Source organism: Chamaesiphon sp., assembly GCF_041737865.1.
GTDB lineage: Bacteria > Cyanobacteriota > Cyanobacteriia > Cyanobacteriales > Chamaesiphonaceae > Chamaesiphon.
On sequence record NZ_JBGSQZ010000229.1, the window covers coordinates 1 to 17,763 of the forward strand.

Below are 17,763 nucleotides of genomic sequence, written 5' to 3' on the forward strand. Positions count from 1 at the left end.
GACTTTCTCTACGATCCCTATTTCATCTATAATTCCCGCAACTATTCCTAAGTGATCTAGATTTTTAATTTCAATTTCTTCTAGTTTAAAATTCATTTCTCTATAAAGTTAGTGGGAGTTTTATCCACGATCTTATCACTGGCTCGATAATTCAAATGTAGTATTAGCTTGGACTTGTTTTAGTCTTTTTGCTTGCGTATTCATTTTTAAATGAGTAACAAATAAGACTAAGTATTTGTCGTGAAAATTGAAGTGCGGAATGTGGGTTACAGATTTCTAATATTGTTTTCCAGCACCTCGATCGAAAGCGGTTATCGTCGATCGCACCACCCTTGACAGCCGGAAACACCAAATCGTCAGGTTTGGGCTGTAATTTCTGATATCGCAGCAATAGAGCCGCTTGTAATGTTGGTGGGAGCTGAATCGTTCTTGCCTTGCCTGTCTTAGTTTTCAGATTATGGTGTCCGCGACTGATACTCTCACCAATCCAAGCTGTGGTGTAGTTCGCCCCTAAATGCTTCCAACGTAGCCCCGCAGCTTCACCAAATCGAACACCTGTATTAGTCAGGAATGAAATAAAGTCAGAGTAATAGCGATATTGAGGATGACTGGCGATCGTCGATCGAATCGCCTGTAATTCTGCGATCGTAAACGGCTTAACCTGCTGTCTGGGTAAAATCTGGAACCTCACCGCAACATCCACCCAAGGGTTTTCATTTGTCAGATGGTACTTATCTTTAGCCCAGTTCCAGCACGATTGAATCAACCAGCATCGTTCCTTCGCCGTGCGACCAGAGATAGTTTCCTGACAGATCGCCACAAAGTTATCAACCTGACGCTTCCCGATTGTGTGAGCGGGTTTATTCAGGTACTTTTCGAGCATTCTGACGATCGGTTTATAGCGAGACTCGATCGACGATCTAGAAACGCCTTTATACTTGGCTTGGTGTTCGCTAAACAGCCGAAAGAGTTCGGGTGCTAATATCTCGGTCGCAGTCTTCCCAATCGTCCTCGGACGATATTTGAGTAGAGTTCGATCGTAGTGTCCTGTCTGCCAATCTAGTTCGATCTCAGCTTTCTTAATCTGTGCCAGCGATCGACCGACAGGTGTATCTTTAACACCAAGAGCGAGAGTATGTCTCTTATCTCCATCGTGCCAGCGCAATCTCAGCCGACCTTCATGGTTTTCGATTTGAATCTTCATTAAATTAAGCGGGGTAATGAGCGGGGTAAAATTGACCCCCATTAACACCCCTTAACCCACTTAGCAAAAAGCTTATTGACAATACAAAAGTTCCTGAAAAGTTATATTACTTCCCAGAAACCCTTATTTATCAACCTTTCCAACCCTATGGACGTACCCCGACTCGAACGGGGGACCTCATCGATGTCAACGATGCAGCTCGTTTATTAAAAGGTAAGCATGGTAAAGCTTCTAGCTCTACCGGAAACGAACGTGGGGCGAAATGTGGGGCAAATCCTTCATTTCAGCCGTTCTAGAGTATGGGTAATTACCAATAGTAGTGTTAAATTAACTTGCCAAAGAACAAGATTTTACCGAAGGCTAGCAACACCCCGCCGACGACTGTTACAGTAACTCCGATCGTGATACCGCGCTTGGCAAACTCACCAGTTGAGATCCGCTGGTCGAAACCTTTCATTTTCTCATCGAAGGCTTTAAACTCCCCTTCGACCTTGGCAAAGCCTACCCGCACCTCTTCACGGAGTCCGGTGAATGATGCTGTTAGATCGGCGGCCGCCTTGGTGTTAGCTTCAGTTGCCTTAGTGACTATTTCGATCGCTTTAGTGTTGGCTTCTGTTGCCGCAAATAGTCGATCGATCTGCTTCTGAGTCGTAGCATTCCCCGCCGCGATTAAATCCTTAATTTCTCTAATGTCTGTATCGGTTGCTGATGTCATAATATTCAGTAAGTAACTTGTTTGCTTCGATCGCGCTGGTGATAACAGTCTTTCGATCGATCTAACCCCCTTCCTTCTGTGGTTGGGGGTTATTTCGATTATACGGCAGAGCGTAAAAACTAGTTGATTAGTTTGGGAATAGAGGTAGTGGGGATTCTGGAGTTGCATCAACTCGCACGAACGATCGACCCACTGATTTGGCAGTCCATTCACCCAAGCCCAAGTCTCTAGCCGCTTGAAGCCCCCGCTCTATCTGTTGGGTGCGAGTATCAGTATCTTGTTTTTTCTGAGCATCTAAAGCTGGCATAGCTTCAATTCCAACCATTTTAAAGAACTCACCCCAAGTTTTTTTGGTGGGATTTTTATCTGTGTCTCTGTCTGGTTTGGTGTTTGTGGGATTAGCGATCGGATCGTCAGTTACCCGATCGCTAGGTGTGTTGCTGTCAGTGTTGTGAGGACTAGCGATCGACTCAGTTTCACGCACATCGTCGATATCAGGTTTCGTCAGGTTTTGGGCTGGGTTGGCGATCGGCTCGGTAGTTGCACGATCGGCAATGGCTCTCAACTCATCCCTCATCGCTGCCAACTGCGATCGAGTGAAAGTCTCAAGTTCTAACAAAGAACCGTTCATTTCCGCTCTCAGTAGATCGATAGCCGTATGTATGGCTGTACTTACGTCACTAGCTGTATATATTGACAGTGTACCAACAACTGTCATGATATAAGAGTTAATTCGTTCTGTACTGATGGCTGTACTTACAATCTCTAAAACATCATTACGTGTTAGACCATTGTTAGTATGTCTAGCGGTTGTACTAATGCCAATTACACGAGGATCGTATTCACCACTTAGGTATTGATCCATAGCTGCTTTAAGCACATCAGTCGCGGTGAGTCCGTCCGATTCTGCCTTAGCTGAGAATTCAGCCCATACACCCTCTTTAGTCCTGAAACTGGCAATCTTCAGCGCGTTGGGATCTTTGTCCTGTTTGGGCTTACCGATGGTACGGGTAAGCGGTTGGCTATTACCTGTGTTGACATCCATACTATCATCTGTCATGACATTAGTACTTGTATCCATATCGCTGTCAGTTGTCATGATACTTAGATTAGAGTCAGTCATACGTTAGTATTTTGTATTTACATCTATCATTATATCACTACATAAGTGCTTTAGTCATGACATAAGCATAAGTGTATGTAAGCTTTACTAACATAAGCATATTGTATGTATAAACATATTGACAACATACTAGCATCATGACATAATATATATATGGAAACGAACGCGATTCGCAAGCCTGACCCAAGTAAACCAAATCGCATCCCAAGACAAAACGATCGCCTCTCCGCAAAAAGTAAGCGATCGTTTTGTCAAACCAAAACCACAAATTAGAAAAGGTTCAACACCATTATGCAGTTAATTCAAGCTCGGTTGCACGGTTCCCCTCGAACAGTCAACACCAAACACGGCGAACGCACTGTAGCAGACGCTTTCGACGGACAAGGCAATAAACATACCATTTGGCGCAACGTCGGAGAGATGAAGCACCTCACCAATGGCTCCCTAGTGAAGTTGGCGATCGATAGCAAAGGGAAAGTATCTCTGGTGGATGAACCCGCTAATTTAGCCCCTGTAGCCCCTACTGAATCTATCACGCTAAAGCAGCAAATGGGTTTTCAGACTGAACCACAGCCTTCCCGCTCTGTGGAGATAGCTGACTACATCGAGCGATTGGGCAAGCTTTACACTCACTGCCTCACAACCGCAGCCAGTATACCCACATCGATCGAGCTTCCAGCAACAGCGATTAAAGATGTAGCTATACTCAAAACGGCTACAGGATGGACTTTTTATTCAATAGCCTAAGCTTTGCTCCACAAGGGTTTCAACCGTTAGAGTAAAAGTCTAGCTCTCATCCGTGTTTAGTATACCACGATGTTTATCCAGACTGTTCGCCATTTCGACCTCTAACCACCACTCAGCCAGCCTCTACACGGGGCTGGGACACCCTTACTCCTTAACCAAACCTTAACCGACATGAACGCTACATTACAAAAGCTCAACAATGAGACTCCAGCACCACAGCCAATACCCATAACCCAGCATCGGCAAGCCTCGATCGTTGCGCTGGTTGCCATTCTGTTCTTTGGTACTGCATTCTTAGTCGTCAAGATCGGTTTCACATCGTTGGTGTGGGTTATCGCTTCCCTAGCTCCAATATTAGCGGGGATATGGCGATATCTAGTCCCCGAATTGACGACTACTTCCCCACACCCCACCCTATTTGCTATGCAGAAATAGGCACTTTTCAACATTACTTCTTTACTTAAACATTAACATTTTTGTGAATTCACAAATTGTTAATTTTATGCTCGATTGCCAACCCTTTCCCAATTTACAAATAGCTATTTAATTTAGTCGCAAGATATGATAAGCTATGCCTTAATTGAGACATTGAGAGACTTACTTCACAGGAATTCTCGCTGATGCTGTCAACCAATTGAAAAGATATTCCTCACCTGTTTCTAGTTCAATAATCAACTCACCCCGATCGATAACCCATGAATACTGAAACTGACACGGCTACTGCATTGACAAGCGAACCACAAATAGTAACTCTTAGTCGCGACATGTCCACAATAATCGGGCTATTCAAGACACATCAGCGATCTTTGTTCTGGTTATCGCAGGAAGAAAACATCGATATCGATCTCGATTCAGTAGATATACTTGAAGAGAAATTGACTGATTTTGGCGATCGACTTGAGCGATTCCATACTAACGATTAATCGTTAAAGAGTACATTGACACCCCCCGCTAAACATGCGGGGAGTGTCAATGTACTCTTCTATGCAACAGCATCAGCATCAGCATGAATGAGATCTGGATCGATCGGGATTGGGTAGATTATTCCCGCTCGGCGATCGAGATAAAACTGCTTGAGTCTCTGACCGTAATCTTCTCGCTCTTGCTGGCGTTTGTACTTGCGATCTTTTATCGCTCGATCGAGGGGTAGAAAGTCTTCAAACAACTGCAACATCTCTAGAACTGTGTCGTTGAAACCATCGGGGTACAAATGATACCCTTCATCATTCTTTCTCGGTTTAGCTCGAAAATTGTTCAGGTATCGTTTAAATAATATCGAATCTAGTACCAGGGGAATATTTGTCGGGTCTGCCATTAACTTGTCAATGGTTTCTCGATCGTTTTCGCACACAATTTCGATCAGCTCGGTTGATGTTTTACTGCCAATTGAACCCACCGGATCGATTTTGATTCTCCAATGGGAGGGAATCTTAAAATTAACGGCGACGTGGGTATTAAAAGGTAGTTTATATCGATCGAGAGGCAACTCTATAGGCTCTATATTTTCCTCTATATTTTCTATAGACTCGGTTTCTGCCAACAGCGGTAATTGTTCTAATTGGGTATCGATTTTTGATTTGACCGCATCTAGTGCTGGTTGTTCGATCGCTTCTTGTTGTTCGCTCTTCTCGATCGAATCCAGTAGCATATCTCGGATGGGATAATCTCGATCGGGGTAGTAATACTCACCATTTTTGAATGGTGGAATCACCTTGTAGACTCTACAATGTTTATGGAATAGAACCGAGTCGATCGCCTTGACATAATCTGCTTGGTACACATGAGATTGCAAGTATGAATCCTTCTCGATTCGATTTGCGATTAATTGCTTGGCGGTTCTATCGTGTGGGTTTGGTTCCGACAGCACCCACACGATCGTTATGTCTTTTGGGGTGATGTATTTGGGGAAGTCGATCGCGATTTGTTCGGTTGGTTCTGCTTGCATAACTTTCGATTTCTTGTGAATCTTCTTTCTCATAGTTACTATTATATTAGGTTTGTTGAATTAGTTGTTACGATCGATTTGAGTCCTTATAGTAGTTAGCTATAGTCCACAAGAAAACCCCTCGGTCGCGACCATAAGATCGAGGGGTTTTCTTGTAGATTTACTAGTTGAATTTTTACCAGCGGCTAAAACGCTTGTAAGGGTCTTCATCGATTGGATCTCCACCGAAGCTAGACGGATAAATTGGGTTTAAGATTGAGCGGCAAGCCAGCCCGATTGTCTTTAATAGTCGAGAATTTTCTAACCTCTGGGGGTCGTTCAAGTCGTCGGAGACATCTTGAGAAATTCGTCTCTCAATTGTTAATTTTTTACTCCGTAGCATCTCTACAATCTGGTTCGCCCCCTCTGGTTCGCCCATTCTGATATCGTTCCCAAATCGCTCTTTGAGTAGATCGCGTACTGTATTGCTACCTCCTGTTACCAGATCGTAGCTTGATAAATTCTCTATTTTAACCGCGATCTTTTCGATTCCGTCGATCGGGTCGATCGTGTTTGAACTAACACAATCGGTTAAGTTCCACTGGTTCTCTACTTCGGAGTGAAAGATACAGAAAGTCGAGCCTAGATAGTCATTAAAATTAGCGATTAGGTACTTATTCATGAATACGATGATGTTAAATTTAGGGTGTTTTCTCTAGGCGTGAATGGTGTCTGGCTCAGGCAAATTGCTAACGCCATTACAGTATCGTCATGCTGTCCCGAACAGGCTTGTAGTTTCTTACCCACTCTTCTAAATCCTAGCATTTCACAGACGATCGGCGAAACCCTTGGCATGAATAAAACCTGTTTCTCTAGTGCCAAAACCAAACGCTCGATCGCTCCAAGCTTGGACTCTTGAGAAGTATGAAAAGCCTTGACTCTAATGTCTGGATGGTTCTTAGTTAATTGCTCTACAAAGATTTGACCGACACCATTAGACTCGATCGTCAACCTTCTTGGTTTGTACTTGTCTAGTAGTACCCCAATTTGGTAGATATCCGATTCGATCGATGCCTTCCGCTTCCGGTACAAATCGCAGACTGAATATACAGATGTAGCTGGGTTGTGTTCGAGAACGATCGCGACGGTATAATCATTCCCCACCGTAGCACCATCAACCCCGATGTAATAGTCCAGATCGTTGTCAAATGATTTACTCATATTTTCGAGTGTCGCCGCCGCTCTGACAATTGCGGCTGAGAATACCGCTTCGTCTTGGTCGGAGAATGACAGATCGTACTCTTGAGCGATAACTGTTTCGCTCAGTCCTGTTTCTTGAGCAATCCGATCGAGATAGTCTTCCTGCTGGCTGAACTTGGGATGACATTTCCAGTGGATTAGAACTTTACCTGTATTGGCTACACTCCATTGTTGGTAAGGGTTGATGCTGCCGTCTCGGATGCGATCGCATATCCCAACCAAATCGGTATCGCCATTAGATAAAAGATTATGGTAGAAACCTTGCGAACCATTTGGAGTCGATACGACTACTATCTTGGGATTAGCGACTGTAGATGTAGCTGGGATTATGGCTTGGTAAATACGATCGACATTCTCCACAAACCCAGCTTCGTCTAGCAGGGCATGAGTGACCGCTGGCAAGCCCCTAGTGCTGTTCTCGTTGCTGGGACGAAACAGCAGCCGCCCCCCGCCATTAATCTGAATATCAGTCAGAGTGTCAGTACTTGTGGTGATGCCCATTGGTGCCAAACTCTCAATCGCGAACCGCACCCGCCGCGCCAAGTCGATAGTTTCTCGCTGTCCCAAACTTAGAACTACTGCCAACACAGAACGATCGACACAAGCCCTATACAGGAAGTAATTACAGACTGTTTCACTAATCCCTAATTGTCTCGACTTGCCCACTACAGTGAGCTTGTGGGACTCGATCGACTCAATCAGGGAAATTTGATAATTGTAGGGGTTGAATCTAATAATCCCCTCACCCGATCTAATCTCTGTCAGTCTGGCAAAGTCAGCCCAACTAGTAGGTAGAGGCTTATGTCTAGAATTGCCCTTGCCTACTATCTTGGCGCGTGTGCTAGGCTGCATCCAATCTAATCCACTAGTCAGCATTTACTACCTCAGCTTGAATGTCTAGCGGTTCATCTCTGGTGAGAGCATCGATGGGATCGACTATCTTGAATCCAGCGCGGGTTACTCTCTCGATCGCCTGATTTAAGTCTTGAGCCTTGATGTAGTTATCACCCCCTGTCAGGTAAGTTTTCCGTGCTGCCAACGATTCCATCTGCTTGAGAAATGGTGCAACTTTTGGATCGTCATCCCTGAATGTAGCGATTCGACGCGAGATGTCGATCGATAGGTTCTCGATTTTATCCAACTCTTCAGCAATCGCTTCCAAGCCGTGAGCCATTGCTGAAGCGATTAGTTCCTCTTGAATAGCTCCGACATCGTATCGAATTTGTTCAGCAGACAGGCTGTACTCCCTGATTGAACTGATGTGTTTCGCAATCTGAGAGTATGGTTTTCCCGCGCTCAATAGTTCGATCGCCAACTTTCGATCGTTAGCTGTCTGGAAGGCATTTCGCTTAGGCTTATGCTTACTTTTGTCGTCAATTAGTAACTCATTCACAAACTATATTTCCTACGTGTTTACCGTTAATTTGATTCTATATTTGCCCCTAGTGCCAACTTGGGAAAGTGTTCGATCGATAGCTTAGATACCACAGATAATCTGTCGTCTAGCAGTATCCCAGACTGAACCAGAGCGTCTAAAATTGCACCTGCGATGTTGTCCAAATCCCCTCGCTGTTTGCCACCAATGGCGATCGATACCTTAGCCCTAGCTATTGGTTCGGGGGGACGGGATTGGGCGAGAAGTTGGGCAATCGCGTCATCTTTCCAATCCCGATAATTTGATGGGAGATAGGCACCACCGCGCCCTAATCTGGGTCTAGCCTTTGGGGTGATTTTTCCAGTTAATTGGTAATTCAATTTAGATCCTCCCGTTCCGATGGTGGTTTCCACTCAGCAAATTTGTACCCAGCCCATTTTTCCATGTAGTTGAATTTATCGGCTAGGTAAATCCACGCATCAAGCGGAATCTGGGTTCGACTACTCAGCAGCTTAAATGTTACCCACGCTTTTTTGTAACCTCTCTGCTTTTGTCGTCGAATTAGTTCGTCGATTACCTCAGTCCAAGTTGCAAGCGGATCGTTCGGCTTGGGCTTGGGCGATGTTCGCTGGTGCCTGTTGGGTTTATCAGTTGCCCGTAGCACCTCCCATTTGGCTTGTTCGTAAGCATCGTTTACCACCACCATCATTTTGTGACTCCCGCCGCGATCGGGGTGATGGAGAGCCGCCGCCTTTCGGTATGCAACTTTCAATTCAGCCATTGACACGGGCGGTATTAGCTCTAAAACTTGGTAGCAAGTTGTCATCTAGGTAGCCTCCAACAGTTGAAGATCTGCAAACTCGATCCAACTCGTTGCCCGTCCGTCGGGCTTGAGACAGGCGTAAGAGTTGATATCTTTATTGGATATTTCCCAAACTTCCAGTGCCCCCGCGTATTGCCGCTTTAGGTTGAAGTCTGTGCCGATATATTCCACTCGATCGCCTAGCTTGAAGTTGAAAATAGAGCGGGGTGTTTCTACCTTCACTACCTTGGATGATGGGATTTTACGCGTCCCCTTGGGAGTTTCAACCGTTAGAGTATCGCCTTCAATTGCCAGCACTTTGCAGCCGATTCCAGCCGCCCCATAAACAATAGATCCGATTAGCAATTTAGAATTCATCGTCGGTTGCCTCTGGTATCTCGATTAAATTACTAGTTTTGTCTACTTGGCTAGAGGATAGTGATTTTTTATCGTCCATATCGTCCATACCGTCCGCCATAGGCTGAACCCTTTGCCCTGGTGAACTTTCGGGGTGGACGATATATGAAGGTGGTATCGTCCGTGTATCGTCCGTATTTGTAATACCGTCCGCTATATCGTCCGTAACATCAGATATCGTCCGTGTATCGTCCGCTATATCGTCCTCCTTCAAATCATTGTCCTGACTGGCTTTAGCATCATCTATGGACGGTATGGACGGTATGGACGATATTTTTACGACCTTCTCTAAGCAGATAAGTCTGTTTCGATCTTGCCCTTCTCGGAAATACCCGACTTCTATACCCAACGCTTTAAGATCGGGAGCTAATCGAGTTAGTTGGCGACTAAGACTATTAGACGCTTTGGGGAAGTAGCGCGATCGATAAGTAGCTTCGTCGGTGTGCTTTTCTAACTCATTGAGTAGCTGTGATGCGGTACCTTTCCACACTAAGTCGGTTTTCTCCATCAACCGCACAATCGCTTCACCAACTGGCGATGACTCAATTACTACCTGTCTGGATTGCTCACGACTTTCATCGAAGGTTTTTATAAAATCGCCCTTTTCCAGTCCCAATGCTTTTTCACTGGCGATCGCAAACAGAGCATAGTCAGCCATCCGAGGTAAACTCTCTGGTTTAGTGTGGGGTAGCTGTGCCAGTGTTTGGCTCAGAGCCGTCAACAATGCCCCTAGAATTTGTGGTCTGGCTGCTTCCACCGTGGCATTTAATTCGGCTTGCGGTAGTCGCTTCTGGGCTGGGATTTCTGGTAGTTGAGCCATCAGCACCCGATCGGCTAAATCATCACGAGTTACCAGGGCATCGATCGCTGTGATGATTTGGGGGCGGGTTAACTCGAAGGTGGTTTCTTCATCTGTGGTATGTAGAGTGCGGGTGCTGAAACCGAACCCCGTCGCAATTCGGCATAGGTCATCGGACTGATCTGGGCTAATATGACCCACGTTGTCATAGACCATCAGATGACGGCGGGTAGCTGATACAGCTAATTTATGGGTGTCGCTTTGAAGCTTGATTAGAGCCGCCTTACCAGGATCGATTAACCCTTTGATGATTTCTGCTGCTGCTGTCTTTCCGCTGCCTCTGTGAGCTGAAATTACTAGTACCGGATATGTTTTACCAGGGCAGAAACAAAATAATAAGAATGTGATGATTAAAATCCATGCTGACCCATCCACATTCAGCAGTTCCTTCAAATCGTCCAGGCTTCCCCCCTCTACTGGGTAGGGTAAGGCTAGCAGCGAATCTGGTCGCCAAAACCTGACCGGATAATCTGACACCAACTGCCAACCGACTGCATCAACCTCGATCGCCTTCCAATCTGGTGTGCCCAAATCGAGATATATGTTCCCCTGATGCTCTGCTGTTCTTAAATAAACCTCGCGAGTTTCACCTCGGAATATGGCGATCGCTTCCAATGTCGAGAGCGTATCTTGAAGCGTCTGAGAGCCGATTCCTTTCTCGGTGCTGTCCAAATATTCACCCGACAGCCATAGTCTAAAAGCTTTGGAGCGAACGGCGTAGGTATGGCGATTACCCTCGATCGTCACGTCAGCATAGGCAACTTTATCTGAGGTATGGAAATAAGTCGCTGTCTTAGCAATTTCCAACAGCCGATCGCCGCCTGTCTTTCGATCTTCTTTTTCGGGTTGTTCTGCTTTCTGTTTGTCTACCTTGGGTTTGGGGGCAATCGCTTCCCGATACTCATCAGGGCGAATCACTTTCTCTAAAATCTGCTCCTTATTTAGCTGACGATCGCGAACGTCATCGCCGATATCCATCCCCCCTTCTGGCTTTTTCCATAGCCCAACAGTGCCCGCCAAGTAATAACCCTCGATCTGACTTGGGAAGTCTCGTTCGATGTTGGCAATATATTTAATTCCATTCTTGTCCCTGTCTGGTGCTAAGACTAGCCGCGCCTCCTTCAAGTCCTCTAGATAATCTCCATAGATGCTATAGCCGCCCGAACCGCCAATAGTGGTAGTAGCTGCGATGCCTAATTCCCAGAGTAGATCGGCTGTAGATTCTCCCTCGACCCAAAAGATTAATTCATTGCGCTCGATCGCCTGTTGGACTTCTGCACATCGGTAAATTGGGATTAATTTCTTGACCTCATCGGGATTACCCTTTACCCACTTACCCCCGTCCCAATGACTTTGGTAAAAGTTCTTTTTCCCTTTCCCATCATCGACTCGCGCCACTTTTACTAATGAGTTACCATCGCGATCGGGATAGAAATACTCCTTCTGAGATTTGGGGCGGATAGTCTTAACGAATTTCTCTGGCTTCCATTCTGGCTTACCCTCTAGCTTATCGATCGCGCTGCGGATGTCTTTCTTTTCACAGTTGCCGCTAAAACAGTTGTAAGCCCCTTCTTTGTTGATATCTAGATCGTCACCGTTGCATACAGGGCAATGATATTTGCTTGTCGATCCCTTAGACGGGGTTAATGCCGATAGATGCTCTCGAATGTTGTACATAATGATGCTGCTGTTTTGTAGGATTTACAGAGCATCAAGGGGAATATGTTAAGATCGAGTCACAAAATTTAAGATTCGATCTAGCCCAAGTCCCCCTTGATGCTGGAAACCACCCGTAGAGATTCGCGCCTCTGTGGGTGGCTTTGTTTTATGCCACTTGGGGGAGTGTAGACACATACTCTTCTACCAAAGCCTGAGTAATAGGGGATTCTAGCCCATTGAGCAGGTAGCTCTGTAGTAAAGTCACATTCCAATGGATTAAACCGCCCTTTTCAAGCTGAATCCAGAAAATACCCTTCGAGAGTTTGGTTCGGAGTTGGGCAGACTGCCAGCGAGTCAGCTCAAATTTTTCTTGTCTGATCGATCGCTCGGTCATAAATTTAAATTTGTCGGGAGTTTGTAGCTTCTTAGACATAGGAGATAATTGAGGTACGTTTTTTGATGTCACTCGACATCCTTTCGGGGTGTCGGGTGTTTTTGTTTGGTTTGGTTAAAAGAGGTTTTGCTGCTGGCAAGGCATATCTAAATAATATCTAAATTTTAATTTCTGTCAATCTGTGAAACCACAAAATTAATCAGAAAAAACAAACATACCTTGTGTTTGCGACTTGAGTATAAATACTAAAAACTTTGTTAGACAAGAGTTTGAACTATTTTTAGTTCAAGTCAAATATTTATAGAAAACTTATGAAATGTCGCAGAAAAACCAAGCAAATAGGTACATATTGAAGCAAAATAAAGCAAAATGCGAACAACATTTAGAGATACATTTTACTTGTCACAAGTAAAATGTATCTTCCATACCCAGCTAGAAATCGACAAACAAACACTTTCGATCGATCGCGTGTAGATAGGTCTTCATCAGTACTTTTTTGCTATGCCCCGTCTGTTCGCTAATTTCTGCCAGACTCGCACCGCCAGCCGCAGCGTGTGATGCTCCCGTGTGGCGGAGGTTGTAGGGCTTTTGGTAGTCGATTCCACAACTCTCTAAAACTGGCTTCCAGATCTTCCCCCTGAACCTGTTGTCATTCATGTATCCACCTTTGGGAGCGGGAAAGACTAGATCGTCTGGACTAGGGTTTGTTGACTGGTGACGCGATCGCAACATCTCTCTCACTGTTTTGGTAGTCGAGACAGATCTAGAATCTCCCGTTTTAGTAGTGTCGCGATGGTGCCCACGGCTAACGCTTGCCGTGAATATCACAGTGTCGAAACTCTCCCCAACATTGCCCTACCGCAAAGCCGCCATCTCTCCAAACCTACAAGCAGTCTGAGAGATGAAGATCGCCGCGTCGGTATAGTACGAGTGTTTGGGATGATTGCGGAACCCTTGGGCGATCGCTTTGAGTTCGGCGATCGTGAAGGGTTTAGGCTTTTTTGGATCTGGTAACTTCTTCCTCCTCAGTCGGTCTAGGGACTTATTCCAAGGGTTAACAGCTCCCAGTGCGTAAATATCCTCTTTCTGTGCCCAATCCCAAGCCGCCGCCAAGTCGAACAGATACGCTCGGATAGTACGGTTTGATGCTTGCTCAGACCATGCCGCAATGACATCAGCGGCGATATCGGTTGTAACCTTGGACGCTGGCTTGTCCCCTAGAAATTGGTTGAGTTTGGATGAGATGCCCTTAAATCGCACCTGTGAGCTGTGGGACAATTCCCAATTCTCTATTCGGTGAGCGGCATACTTATCGAATAGTTCGCTGGCAGTAATATCGATATTCTGTTTCTTGACCTTGCCCCGATCGGTGTAGGGCGTGGGATCAAAGTGTCCCGATAGAATATCCTTCTCGATCGATGCCATTAAAGACTTGGCATTCAACCACCCAACAGGATTGTTATGGTTCTTCAGAGTCTTGTGGTATTTCTTGCTGTCAACACGCCAGCGGATGATGAGGGACTTCCCTCTTTCTTCGATGTGCATAAATTTGTGGGGCGAAACGTGGGGCAACAGAATCACCAAACCCACCAAAACAGCACCCTATTTTTAGGTATATAGACGCAAAGAAGTCGGCTGTTAGGATGTGTTTGATTCCTAAAAGCCTTACCAGTGCTTACCTTTCCAACCCTATGGACGTACCCCGACTCGAACGGGGGACCTCATCGATGTCAACGATGCGCTCTAACCAACTGAGCTATACGTCCCTGCGGTTTCTAAATTTAGCATAGAAAACTTGTAGAAGTCAATACTGGATCGATGTTATCTAACTACAGCTTTAAATCGGTAGTTAGAAGATGTCGGATAGTCAATTGTCGATTGTCAATGCTAAGATAATCGAATGTCTCCAAGGTTGGCCGATCGGTTTAGGCAGCGGACTCATAATCCGCGAGCGGAAGCTCTAGACAGGTTCGATTCCTGTACCTTGGACTTTAACTCAATAACTCGTGCCTAGTTTGTGCCTAGTGCCAAACTAGTTGAAATCATCCATTCATCCCACTTTGGGATATTAATTTTATATTCATTCTTGCCCCCTGCCTCTGCATTAGCGATGACCAAGAAATGTGTTCCAGCGATTAGTGTCGAATTTTCAGGTCTATCTATAGCCCTGTCGATTGTCTTGCGGATTTGAAATGAACTCATTTTTCCATTGAGTATTTTCTCTGCCTGAGTACTAGTCACCCATTGTTGTTTGGGAGGCTTTTCCAAATGCTTGACGCGAGTTTCTAAAATTGCCATTTGTTGGCGCAGCAGTGCAAGTTCGGAGTTGGACATATAGAAAAATAGGCGGTAGCAGTGCGCGATGTACAAAAAATTAATTGAGGTGATGACTGAATCCGATCTACACCCTATCTGTAGAAATTAATCAATCTTGTTTAGTCAATCTCAAACACAGAATTCGGAAACTGTATTTTTGGGGTGAAGCGGGTGAATCGGGTGAAGCGTTAGCTAAAGCTGCCTCTGTCACAGGGTTTTGTTCTAATATTTCGCTTCACTAGTGGATAAAATCTCGGTGAAGCGGTGAATCGTAACATGTATACTGCGCTTCACCGCTTCACCACGAAAAAAAACATCGGTGAAGCGCAAATTTTATTTTACAGTTACATCAGAGATTGGCTTTGAGGGATGCGCTTCACCCGCTTCACTGGCATTTTCACGTTTTGGGAAAATGTAGAAATAATTCACTTTTTTATTAATCTTCCGCTGATGAACAGATTTGCCATCTGGACGAGGTGGCAACAACCAGCAAAGCCGCTGCAATTCTTTCACCAACTCCGTCTTATTCACTCCGACAACAAACTCTTTATCGAATACCGTTGTCGGTACCCAAAATTCCTCAGTATCCCCTTCTACCCCAACCTTCCGATAAGCCAGCAAATTACGGATAGTCTTGGTATCACCATCGCGGAGGTCATAAACCCGATCGCTAAACTCATTGGTAACTAATAGATGTTCGATTCGTTCGATCGCCTGCTTCACCTCGATCGAACCATCCCCACCCCGTCCTTTGAGCCAAGCCTTAAAACAGGTAGAAATCCCCCACTCGATGTCTTCAACTGGGAAGGGAAGTAAATCGTACTTGTGAGCTAAACCCATTACCACCTGTACCAATGCGAACCGTTTGGCGACTCGTCCAATCGCACTATCAATCGTCCCTTCGGCTAATTTGGCTGCGACCAAATGCACCTGTTTCGCGAGACTACCCGCAAACTTGGGGTCGGCGGCATCGATTACTAATCGAGCGAGGAAGGCAGCGAGAGCCGTACCGTGATGCGCTTTAACTGCTGCTTCTAACCCCGTAACGAATTGCTCCCCATCATCCGCCCCGTGAATCGTTTCAAAACAGCCGTATTTAGCACTGGATGGCACGGCGGGGATATCTGGTAAGCGTACCTCCTGACCACCTTTGAGGGTGATATTGGCTTGCTTCATATAGCTACCTATTCCAAATTCACCAGATGATAAAACCATCAACTGCCATGTCTTCGGTTTGCGATTGGTGAGGTCTTTCTTCATCCGCGCTTTGCCCTGTCCATTAGCCAACATGTAAGCGATATTTCCCACATCTTTGGGGTCTGCTTGTCCGATTTCATCTAGGGGTAGACAGAGGTGATTGAAAGCTGTAGCTGTACTCTCTAAACCATTAGTAGTTGTCCGCCAGTGGGGAATATCCTTAATCCCAGTTACCGAAGCCGCAACAGATAAAATGGTCGTTTTCCCTTGGGAAGTGACACCAACTAAATGAAAACCACCTGACTCGATATTAATGATGGGTAACAATGGAGCAGCGAAACTAATACCCAGACCTAAGATCAGGCGGGAATTACCACCACATCGAGCAGCTACGGTATCTTTCCACCCCCCAAGAGTCCCTTTTAACTCCGTAATTGCGTCTGGACTGGGATCTACGTTGCGGAACTTGAGGCTTTCATCGCCATAGGTTTGATGAGGTAGGACGAAAGACTTTCCCACCCAACCACTAGAATCCGTGACAGTATAGGTTTCGGGAATATGTTTCCCTAAACCATAGAGATAATCTAGGAGCAAACCTTTATACTCGCGCTTGAAGCTGTAATCCCGACTGAGTAAGCCTTCGATAATTGCATTAGCATCACCTGCGAGAAATGCTCTTAACATAGTCCACCGTCGCACCTCACCTTTAAACGTGGTGAACTCTAACAGCAGTGCCCCACCATCCTGTTCGGGATTGTTGATTGTGGCGATCGCAGCCAAATGATTGCCGATATATTCACTCGATGTATTGGTGACTTTCTCTAATCCATCCTCAACTGAACTAGTGAAGTAAGAGTTCTTATTGACTGGGAGTAACAGTTCTAACCGTTTAGCATAGGCTTTGTCTAAAGCTTTGGCTCCTTTAGCTACGATAAAATCATCGATTCCTTTGTACCCACTCCACTTGATTTGAGTTACCCCAGTCACTATCCCTTCCATTTCCTCGCGGAATCTGGTCTTAGCGGCTTCAACCTTTCTGATTGTTACCGGACTATCATCGCGATCGAATGCCAGTACTATTTCACGGTCGTCTAAGAATGGCTCTAAGTCTGGGTTTAAAATCTTGAGACTTTCACCGCGATCGCCTCTTTCAATCTCCCCAAACATATCTTTCTCATTCGTCCCCCAACCCCAGACACCATTGAGCGCGATCGCTGGATAGCCAGCAGACACTAGCGCGGCGGCTTTCTTGGCACCCTCAGTAATAATTAGCGGTAAGCCTGTAGAAAGAAACCAGTCCCAAAATTCGCGATCCTCGGCTTCTGAAGCAAGCACAGGGTTGAGATCGCGAACCATTCCGAGTTTCCGAGCGATCTCCGCCGCAACCCGAACGGAAACGTGGGGGACGAATAGTTGTTGATTCCCTGCCCCCCTGGGCGACTCATATTTAATGACCTTGCCTTCGGCATTCTTACGCGGTGAGTTTGGTTTGACCGAAACTCTTAGATATCCCTCGAAGATCCAGCCCTCAGCTCTCAATGTATTGGCGAGATCGTTTTGAGAGCGACCCGCAAGGGTGCCATTATTCCGATGCGCTGGCTCTTCGACTAGCAGCGTGAATACGTCGTCTAAATCGTTGTCGTTGAATGGATTCCAGGTACGGAAGTTTAAAGCCGCGATATCATCCGCGATCCCACTGGCTTTAAATTCTGCGAGATGTAGCTCATCGATACTCGTAGCAAAAAAATTAATCATGATTATGCTCTATAAA

The 17,763-nt window shown here is 45.6% G+C and carries 20 protein-coding genes and 2 tRNA genes; 4 read left to right on the forward strand and 18 right to left on the reverse strand.

What is annotated here, in order from left to right; genetic code table 11:
• The 4 genes from ACEW9J_RS17285 to ACEW9J_RS17300 all read right to left on the reverse strand — a co-directional run.
• The coding region (locus ACEW9J_RS17285) for a DUF4277 domain-containing protein (RefSeq protein WP_373546387.1) at positions 1-96 on the reverse strand (96 nt) is incomplete at its 3' end.
• A 67-nt stretch (positions 97-163) separates the two neighbouring features.
• Positions 164-1,204 (reverse strand): tyrosine recombinase XerC, encoded by a 1,041-nt coding sequence (gene xerC, locus ACEW9J_RS17290; RefSeq protein ID WP_373546348.1) that lies wholly within the window; start codon positions 1,202-1,204, stop codon positions 164-166.
• Positions 1,205-1,526: 322 nt separating this feature from the next.
• Positions 1,527-1,919: a hypothetical protein gene (locus tag ACEW9J_RS17295; protein ID WP_373546349.1), complete on the reverse strand. Its 393-nt coding sequence runs from the start codon at positions 1,917-1,919 to the stop codon at positions 1,527-1,529.
• Between the two features lie 127 nt (positions 1,920-2,046).
• Complete coding sequence (locus tag ACEW9J_RS17300; protein ID WP_373546350.1) at positions 2,047-3,018, reverse strand: hypothetical protein; 972 nt, start codon at positions 3,016-3,018, stop codon at positions 2,047-2,049.
• 315 nt (positions 3,019-3,333) lie between these two features.
• Between ACEW9J_RS17300 and ACEW9J_RS17305 the strand changes: the two genes are divergently transcribed.
• The 3 genes from ACEW9J_RS17305 to ACEW9J_RS17315 all read left to right on the forward strand — a co-directional run bounded on the left by ACEW9J_RS17305 (position 3,334) and on the right by ACEW9J_RS17315 (position 4,712).
• Complete coding sequence (locus ACEW9J_RS17305) at positions 3,334-3,789, forward strand: hypothetical protein (RefSeq protein WP_373546351.1); 456 nt, start codon at positions 3,334-3,336, stop codon at positions 3,787-3,789.
• 171 nt (positions 3,790-3,960) lie between these two features.
• A complete protein-coding gene (locus ACEW9J_RS17310) occupies positions 3,961-4,224 on the forward strand; it encodes a hypothetical protein (protein WP_373546352.1) in 264 nt (87 codons plus the stop codon).
• A 260-nt stretch (positions 4,225-4,484) separates the two neighbouring features.
• Entirely contained in the window at positions 4,485-4,712 is a 228-nt protein-coding gene (locus ACEW9J_RS17315) for a hypothetical protein (protein WP_373546353.1), read from the forward strand.
• 59 nt (positions 4,713-4,771) lie between these two features.
• Here the strand turns inward: ACEW9J_RS17315 and ACEW9J_RS17320 are convergent, their stop codons facing one another.
• The 12 genes from ACEW9J_RS17320 to ACEW9J_RS17375 all read right to left on the reverse strand — a co-directional run bounded on the left by ACEW9J_RS17320 (position 4,772) and on the right by ACEW9J_RS17375 (position 14,245).
• A complete protein-coding gene (locus ACEW9J_RS17320) occupies positions 4,772-5,734 on the reverse strand; it encodes a hypothetical protein (protein ID WP_373546354.1) in 963 nt (320 codons plus the stop codon).
• A 175-nt stretch (positions 5,735-5,909) separates the two neighbouring features.
• Positions 5,910-6,395, reverse strand: a complete 486-nt coding sequence (locus ACEW9J_RS17325) for a hypothetical protein (RefSeq protein ID WP_373546355.1) — start codon at positions 6,393-6,395, stop codon at positions 5,910-5,912.
• Positions 6,392-7,825, reverse strand: a complete 1,434-nt coding sequence (locus ACEW9J_RS17330) for a terminase large subunit domain-containing protein (RefSeq protein WP_373546356.1) — start codon at positions 7,823-7,825, stop codon at positions 6,392-6,394. Before ACEW9J_RS17330 ends, ACEW9J_RS17325 begins: the two co-directional genes overlap by 4 nt.
• Positions 7,826-7,838: 13 nt before the next feature.
• Positions 7,839-8,366, reverse strand: coding sequence for a hypothetical protein (locus ACEW9J_RS17335; protein ID WP_373546357.1), 528 nt, complete (start codon positions 8,364-8,366; stop codon positions 7,839-7,841).
• Between the two features lie 26 nt (positions 8,367-8,392).
• Entirely contained in the window at positions 8,393-8,728 is a 336-nt protein-coding gene (locus ACEW9J_RS17340; RefSeq protein WP_373546358.1) for a RusA family crossover junction endodeoxyribonuclease, read from the reverse strand.
• The gene (locus ACEW9J_RS17345; RefSeq protein WP_373546359.1) at positions 8,725-9,174 is read right to left on the reverse strand and encodes a DnaJ domain-containing protein; all 450 of its coding nucleotides are present in this window, start codon (positions 9,172-9,174) and stop codon (positions 8,725-8,727) included. The genes ACEW9J_RS17340 and ACEW9J_RS17345 overlap by 4 nt, the downstream gene beginning before the upstream one ends.
• Positions 9,175-9,528, reverse strand: a complete 354-nt coding sequence (locus ACEW9J_RS17350; RefSeq protein ID WP_373546360.1) for a hypothetical protein — start codon at positions 9,526-9,528, stop codon at positions 9,175-9,177.
• Complete coding sequence (locus tag ACEW9J_RS17355; protein ID WP_373546361.1) at positions 9,518-12,103, reverse strand: hypothetical protein; 2,586 nt, start codon at positions 12,101-12,103, stop codon at positions 9,518-9,520. The genes ACEW9J_RS17350 and ACEW9J_RS17355 overlap by 11 nt, the downstream gene beginning before the upstream one ends.
• A gap of 148 nt (positions 12,104-12,251) precedes the next feature.
• The gene (locus ACEW9J_RS17360; protein WP_373546362.1) at positions 12,252-12,518 is read right to left on the reverse strand and encodes a hypothetical protein; all 267 of its coding nucleotides are present in this window, start codon (positions 12,516-12,518) and stop codon (positions 12,252-12,254) included.
• Positions 12,519-12,911: 393 nt separating this feature from the next.
• Positions 12,912-13,307, reverse strand: coding sequence for a tyrosine-type recombinase/integrase (locus ACEW9J_RS17365; protein ID WP_373546363.1), 396 nt, complete (start codon positions 13,305-13,307; stop codon positions 12,912-12,914).
• A 27-nt stretch (positions 13,308-13,334) separates the two neighbouring features.
• A complete protein-coding gene (locus ACEW9J_RS17370; RefSeq protein ID WP_373546364.1) occupies positions 13,335-14,024 on the reverse strand; it encodes a hypothetical protein in 690 nt (229 codons plus the stop codon).
• Between the two features lie 147 nt (positions 14,025-14,171).
• A tRNA-Val gene (locus ACEW9J_RS17375) sits at positions 14,172-14,245 on the reverse strand.
• Between the two features lie 140 nt (positions 14,246-14,385).
• Between ACEW9J_RS17375 and ACEW9J_RS17380 the strand changes: the two genes are divergently transcribed.
• A tRNA-Ile gene (locus tag ACEW9J_RS17380) sits at positions 14,386-14,468 on the forward strand.
• Between the two features lie 21 nt (positions 14,469-14,489).
• Here the strand turns inward: ACEW9J_RS17380 and ACEW9J_RS17385 are convergent.
• Positions 14,490-14,813, reverse strand: coding sequence for a hypothetical protein (locus tag ACEW9J_RS17385; protein ID WP_373546365.1), 324 nt, complete (start codon positions 14,811-14,813; stop codon positions 14,490-14,492).
• A gap of 315 nt (positions 14,814-15,128) precedes the next feature.
• Entirely contained in the window at positions 15,129-17,747 is a 2,619-nt protein-coding gene (locus tag ACEW9J_RS17390; protein WP_373546366.1) for a DUF927 domain-containing protein, read from the reverse strand.
• Positions 17,748-17,763: the final 16 nt, after the last annotated feature.

Excerpts from the sequence above, each read along its gene's own strand:
- ACEW9J_RS17350 (WP_373546360.1), bottom strand. The coding sequence starts at position 9,528 with ATGAATTCTAAATTGCTAATCGGATCTATTGTTTATGGGGCGGCTGGA.
- ACEW9J_RS17390 (WP_373546366.1), bottom strand. The coding sequence starts at position 17,747 with ATGATTAATTTTTTTGCTACGAGTATCGATGAGCTACATCTCGCAGAA.
- ACEW9J_RS17300 (WP_373546350.1), bottom strand. The coding sequence starts at position 3,018 with ATGACAACTGACAGCGATATGGATACAAGTACTAATGTCATGACAGAT.
- ACEW9J_RS17295 (WP_373546349.1), bottom strand. The coding sequence starts at position 1,919 with ATGACATCAGCAACCGATACAGACATTAGAGAAATTAAGGATTTAATC.
- ACEW9J_RS17325 (WP_373546355.1), bottom strand. The coding sequence starts at position 6,395 with ATGAATAAGTACCTAATCGCTAATTTTAATGACTATCTAGGCTCGACT.
- ACEW9J_RS17355 (WP_373546361.1), bottom strand. The coding sequence starts at position 12,103 with ATGTACAACATTCGAGAGCATCTATCGGCATTAACCCCGTCTAAGGGA.
- ACEW9J_RS17320 (WP_373546354.1), bottom strand. The coding sequence starts at position 5,734 with ATGCAAGCAGAACCAACCGAACAAATCGCGATCGACTTCCCCAAATAC.
- ACEW9J_RS17360 (WP_373546362.1), bottom strand. The coding sequence starts at position 12,518 with ATGTCTAAGAAGCTACAAACTCCCGACAAATTTAAATTTATGACCGAG.
- ACEW9J_RS17385 (WP_373546365.1), bottom strand. The coding sequence starts at position 14,813 with ATGTCCAACTCCGAACTTGCACTGCTGCGCCAACAAATGGCAATTTTA.
- ACEW9J_RS17315 (WP_373546353.1), top strand. The coding sequence starts at position 4,485 with ATGAATACTGAAACTGACACGGCTACTGCATTGACAAGCGAACCACAA.
- ACEW9J_RS17345 (WP_373546359.1), bottom strand. The coding sequence starts at position 9,174 with ATGACAACTTGCTACCAAGTTTTAGAGCTAATACCGCCCGTGTCAATG.
- ACEW9J_RS17370 (WP_373546364.1), bottom strand. The coding sequence starts at position 14,024 with ATGCACATCGAAGAAAGAGGGAAGTCCCTCATCATCCGCTGGCGTGTT.
- ACEW9J_RS17310 (WP_373546352.1), top strand. The coding sequence starts at position 3,961 with ATGAACGCTACATTACAAAAGCTCAACAATGAGACTCCAGCACCACAG.
- xerC (WP_373546348.1), bottom strand. The coding sequence starts at position 1,204 with ATGAAGATTCAAATCGAAAACCATGAAGGTCGGCTGAGATTGCGCTGG.
- ACEW9J_RS17305 (WP_373546351.1), top strand. The coding sequence starts at position 3,334 with ATGCAGTTAATTCAAGCTCGGTTGCACGGTTCCCCTCGAACAGTCAAC.
- ACEW9J_RS17330 (WP_373546356.1), bottom strand. The coding sequence starts at position 7,825 with ATGCAGCCTAGCACACGCGCCAAGATAGTAGGCAAGGGCAATTCTAGA.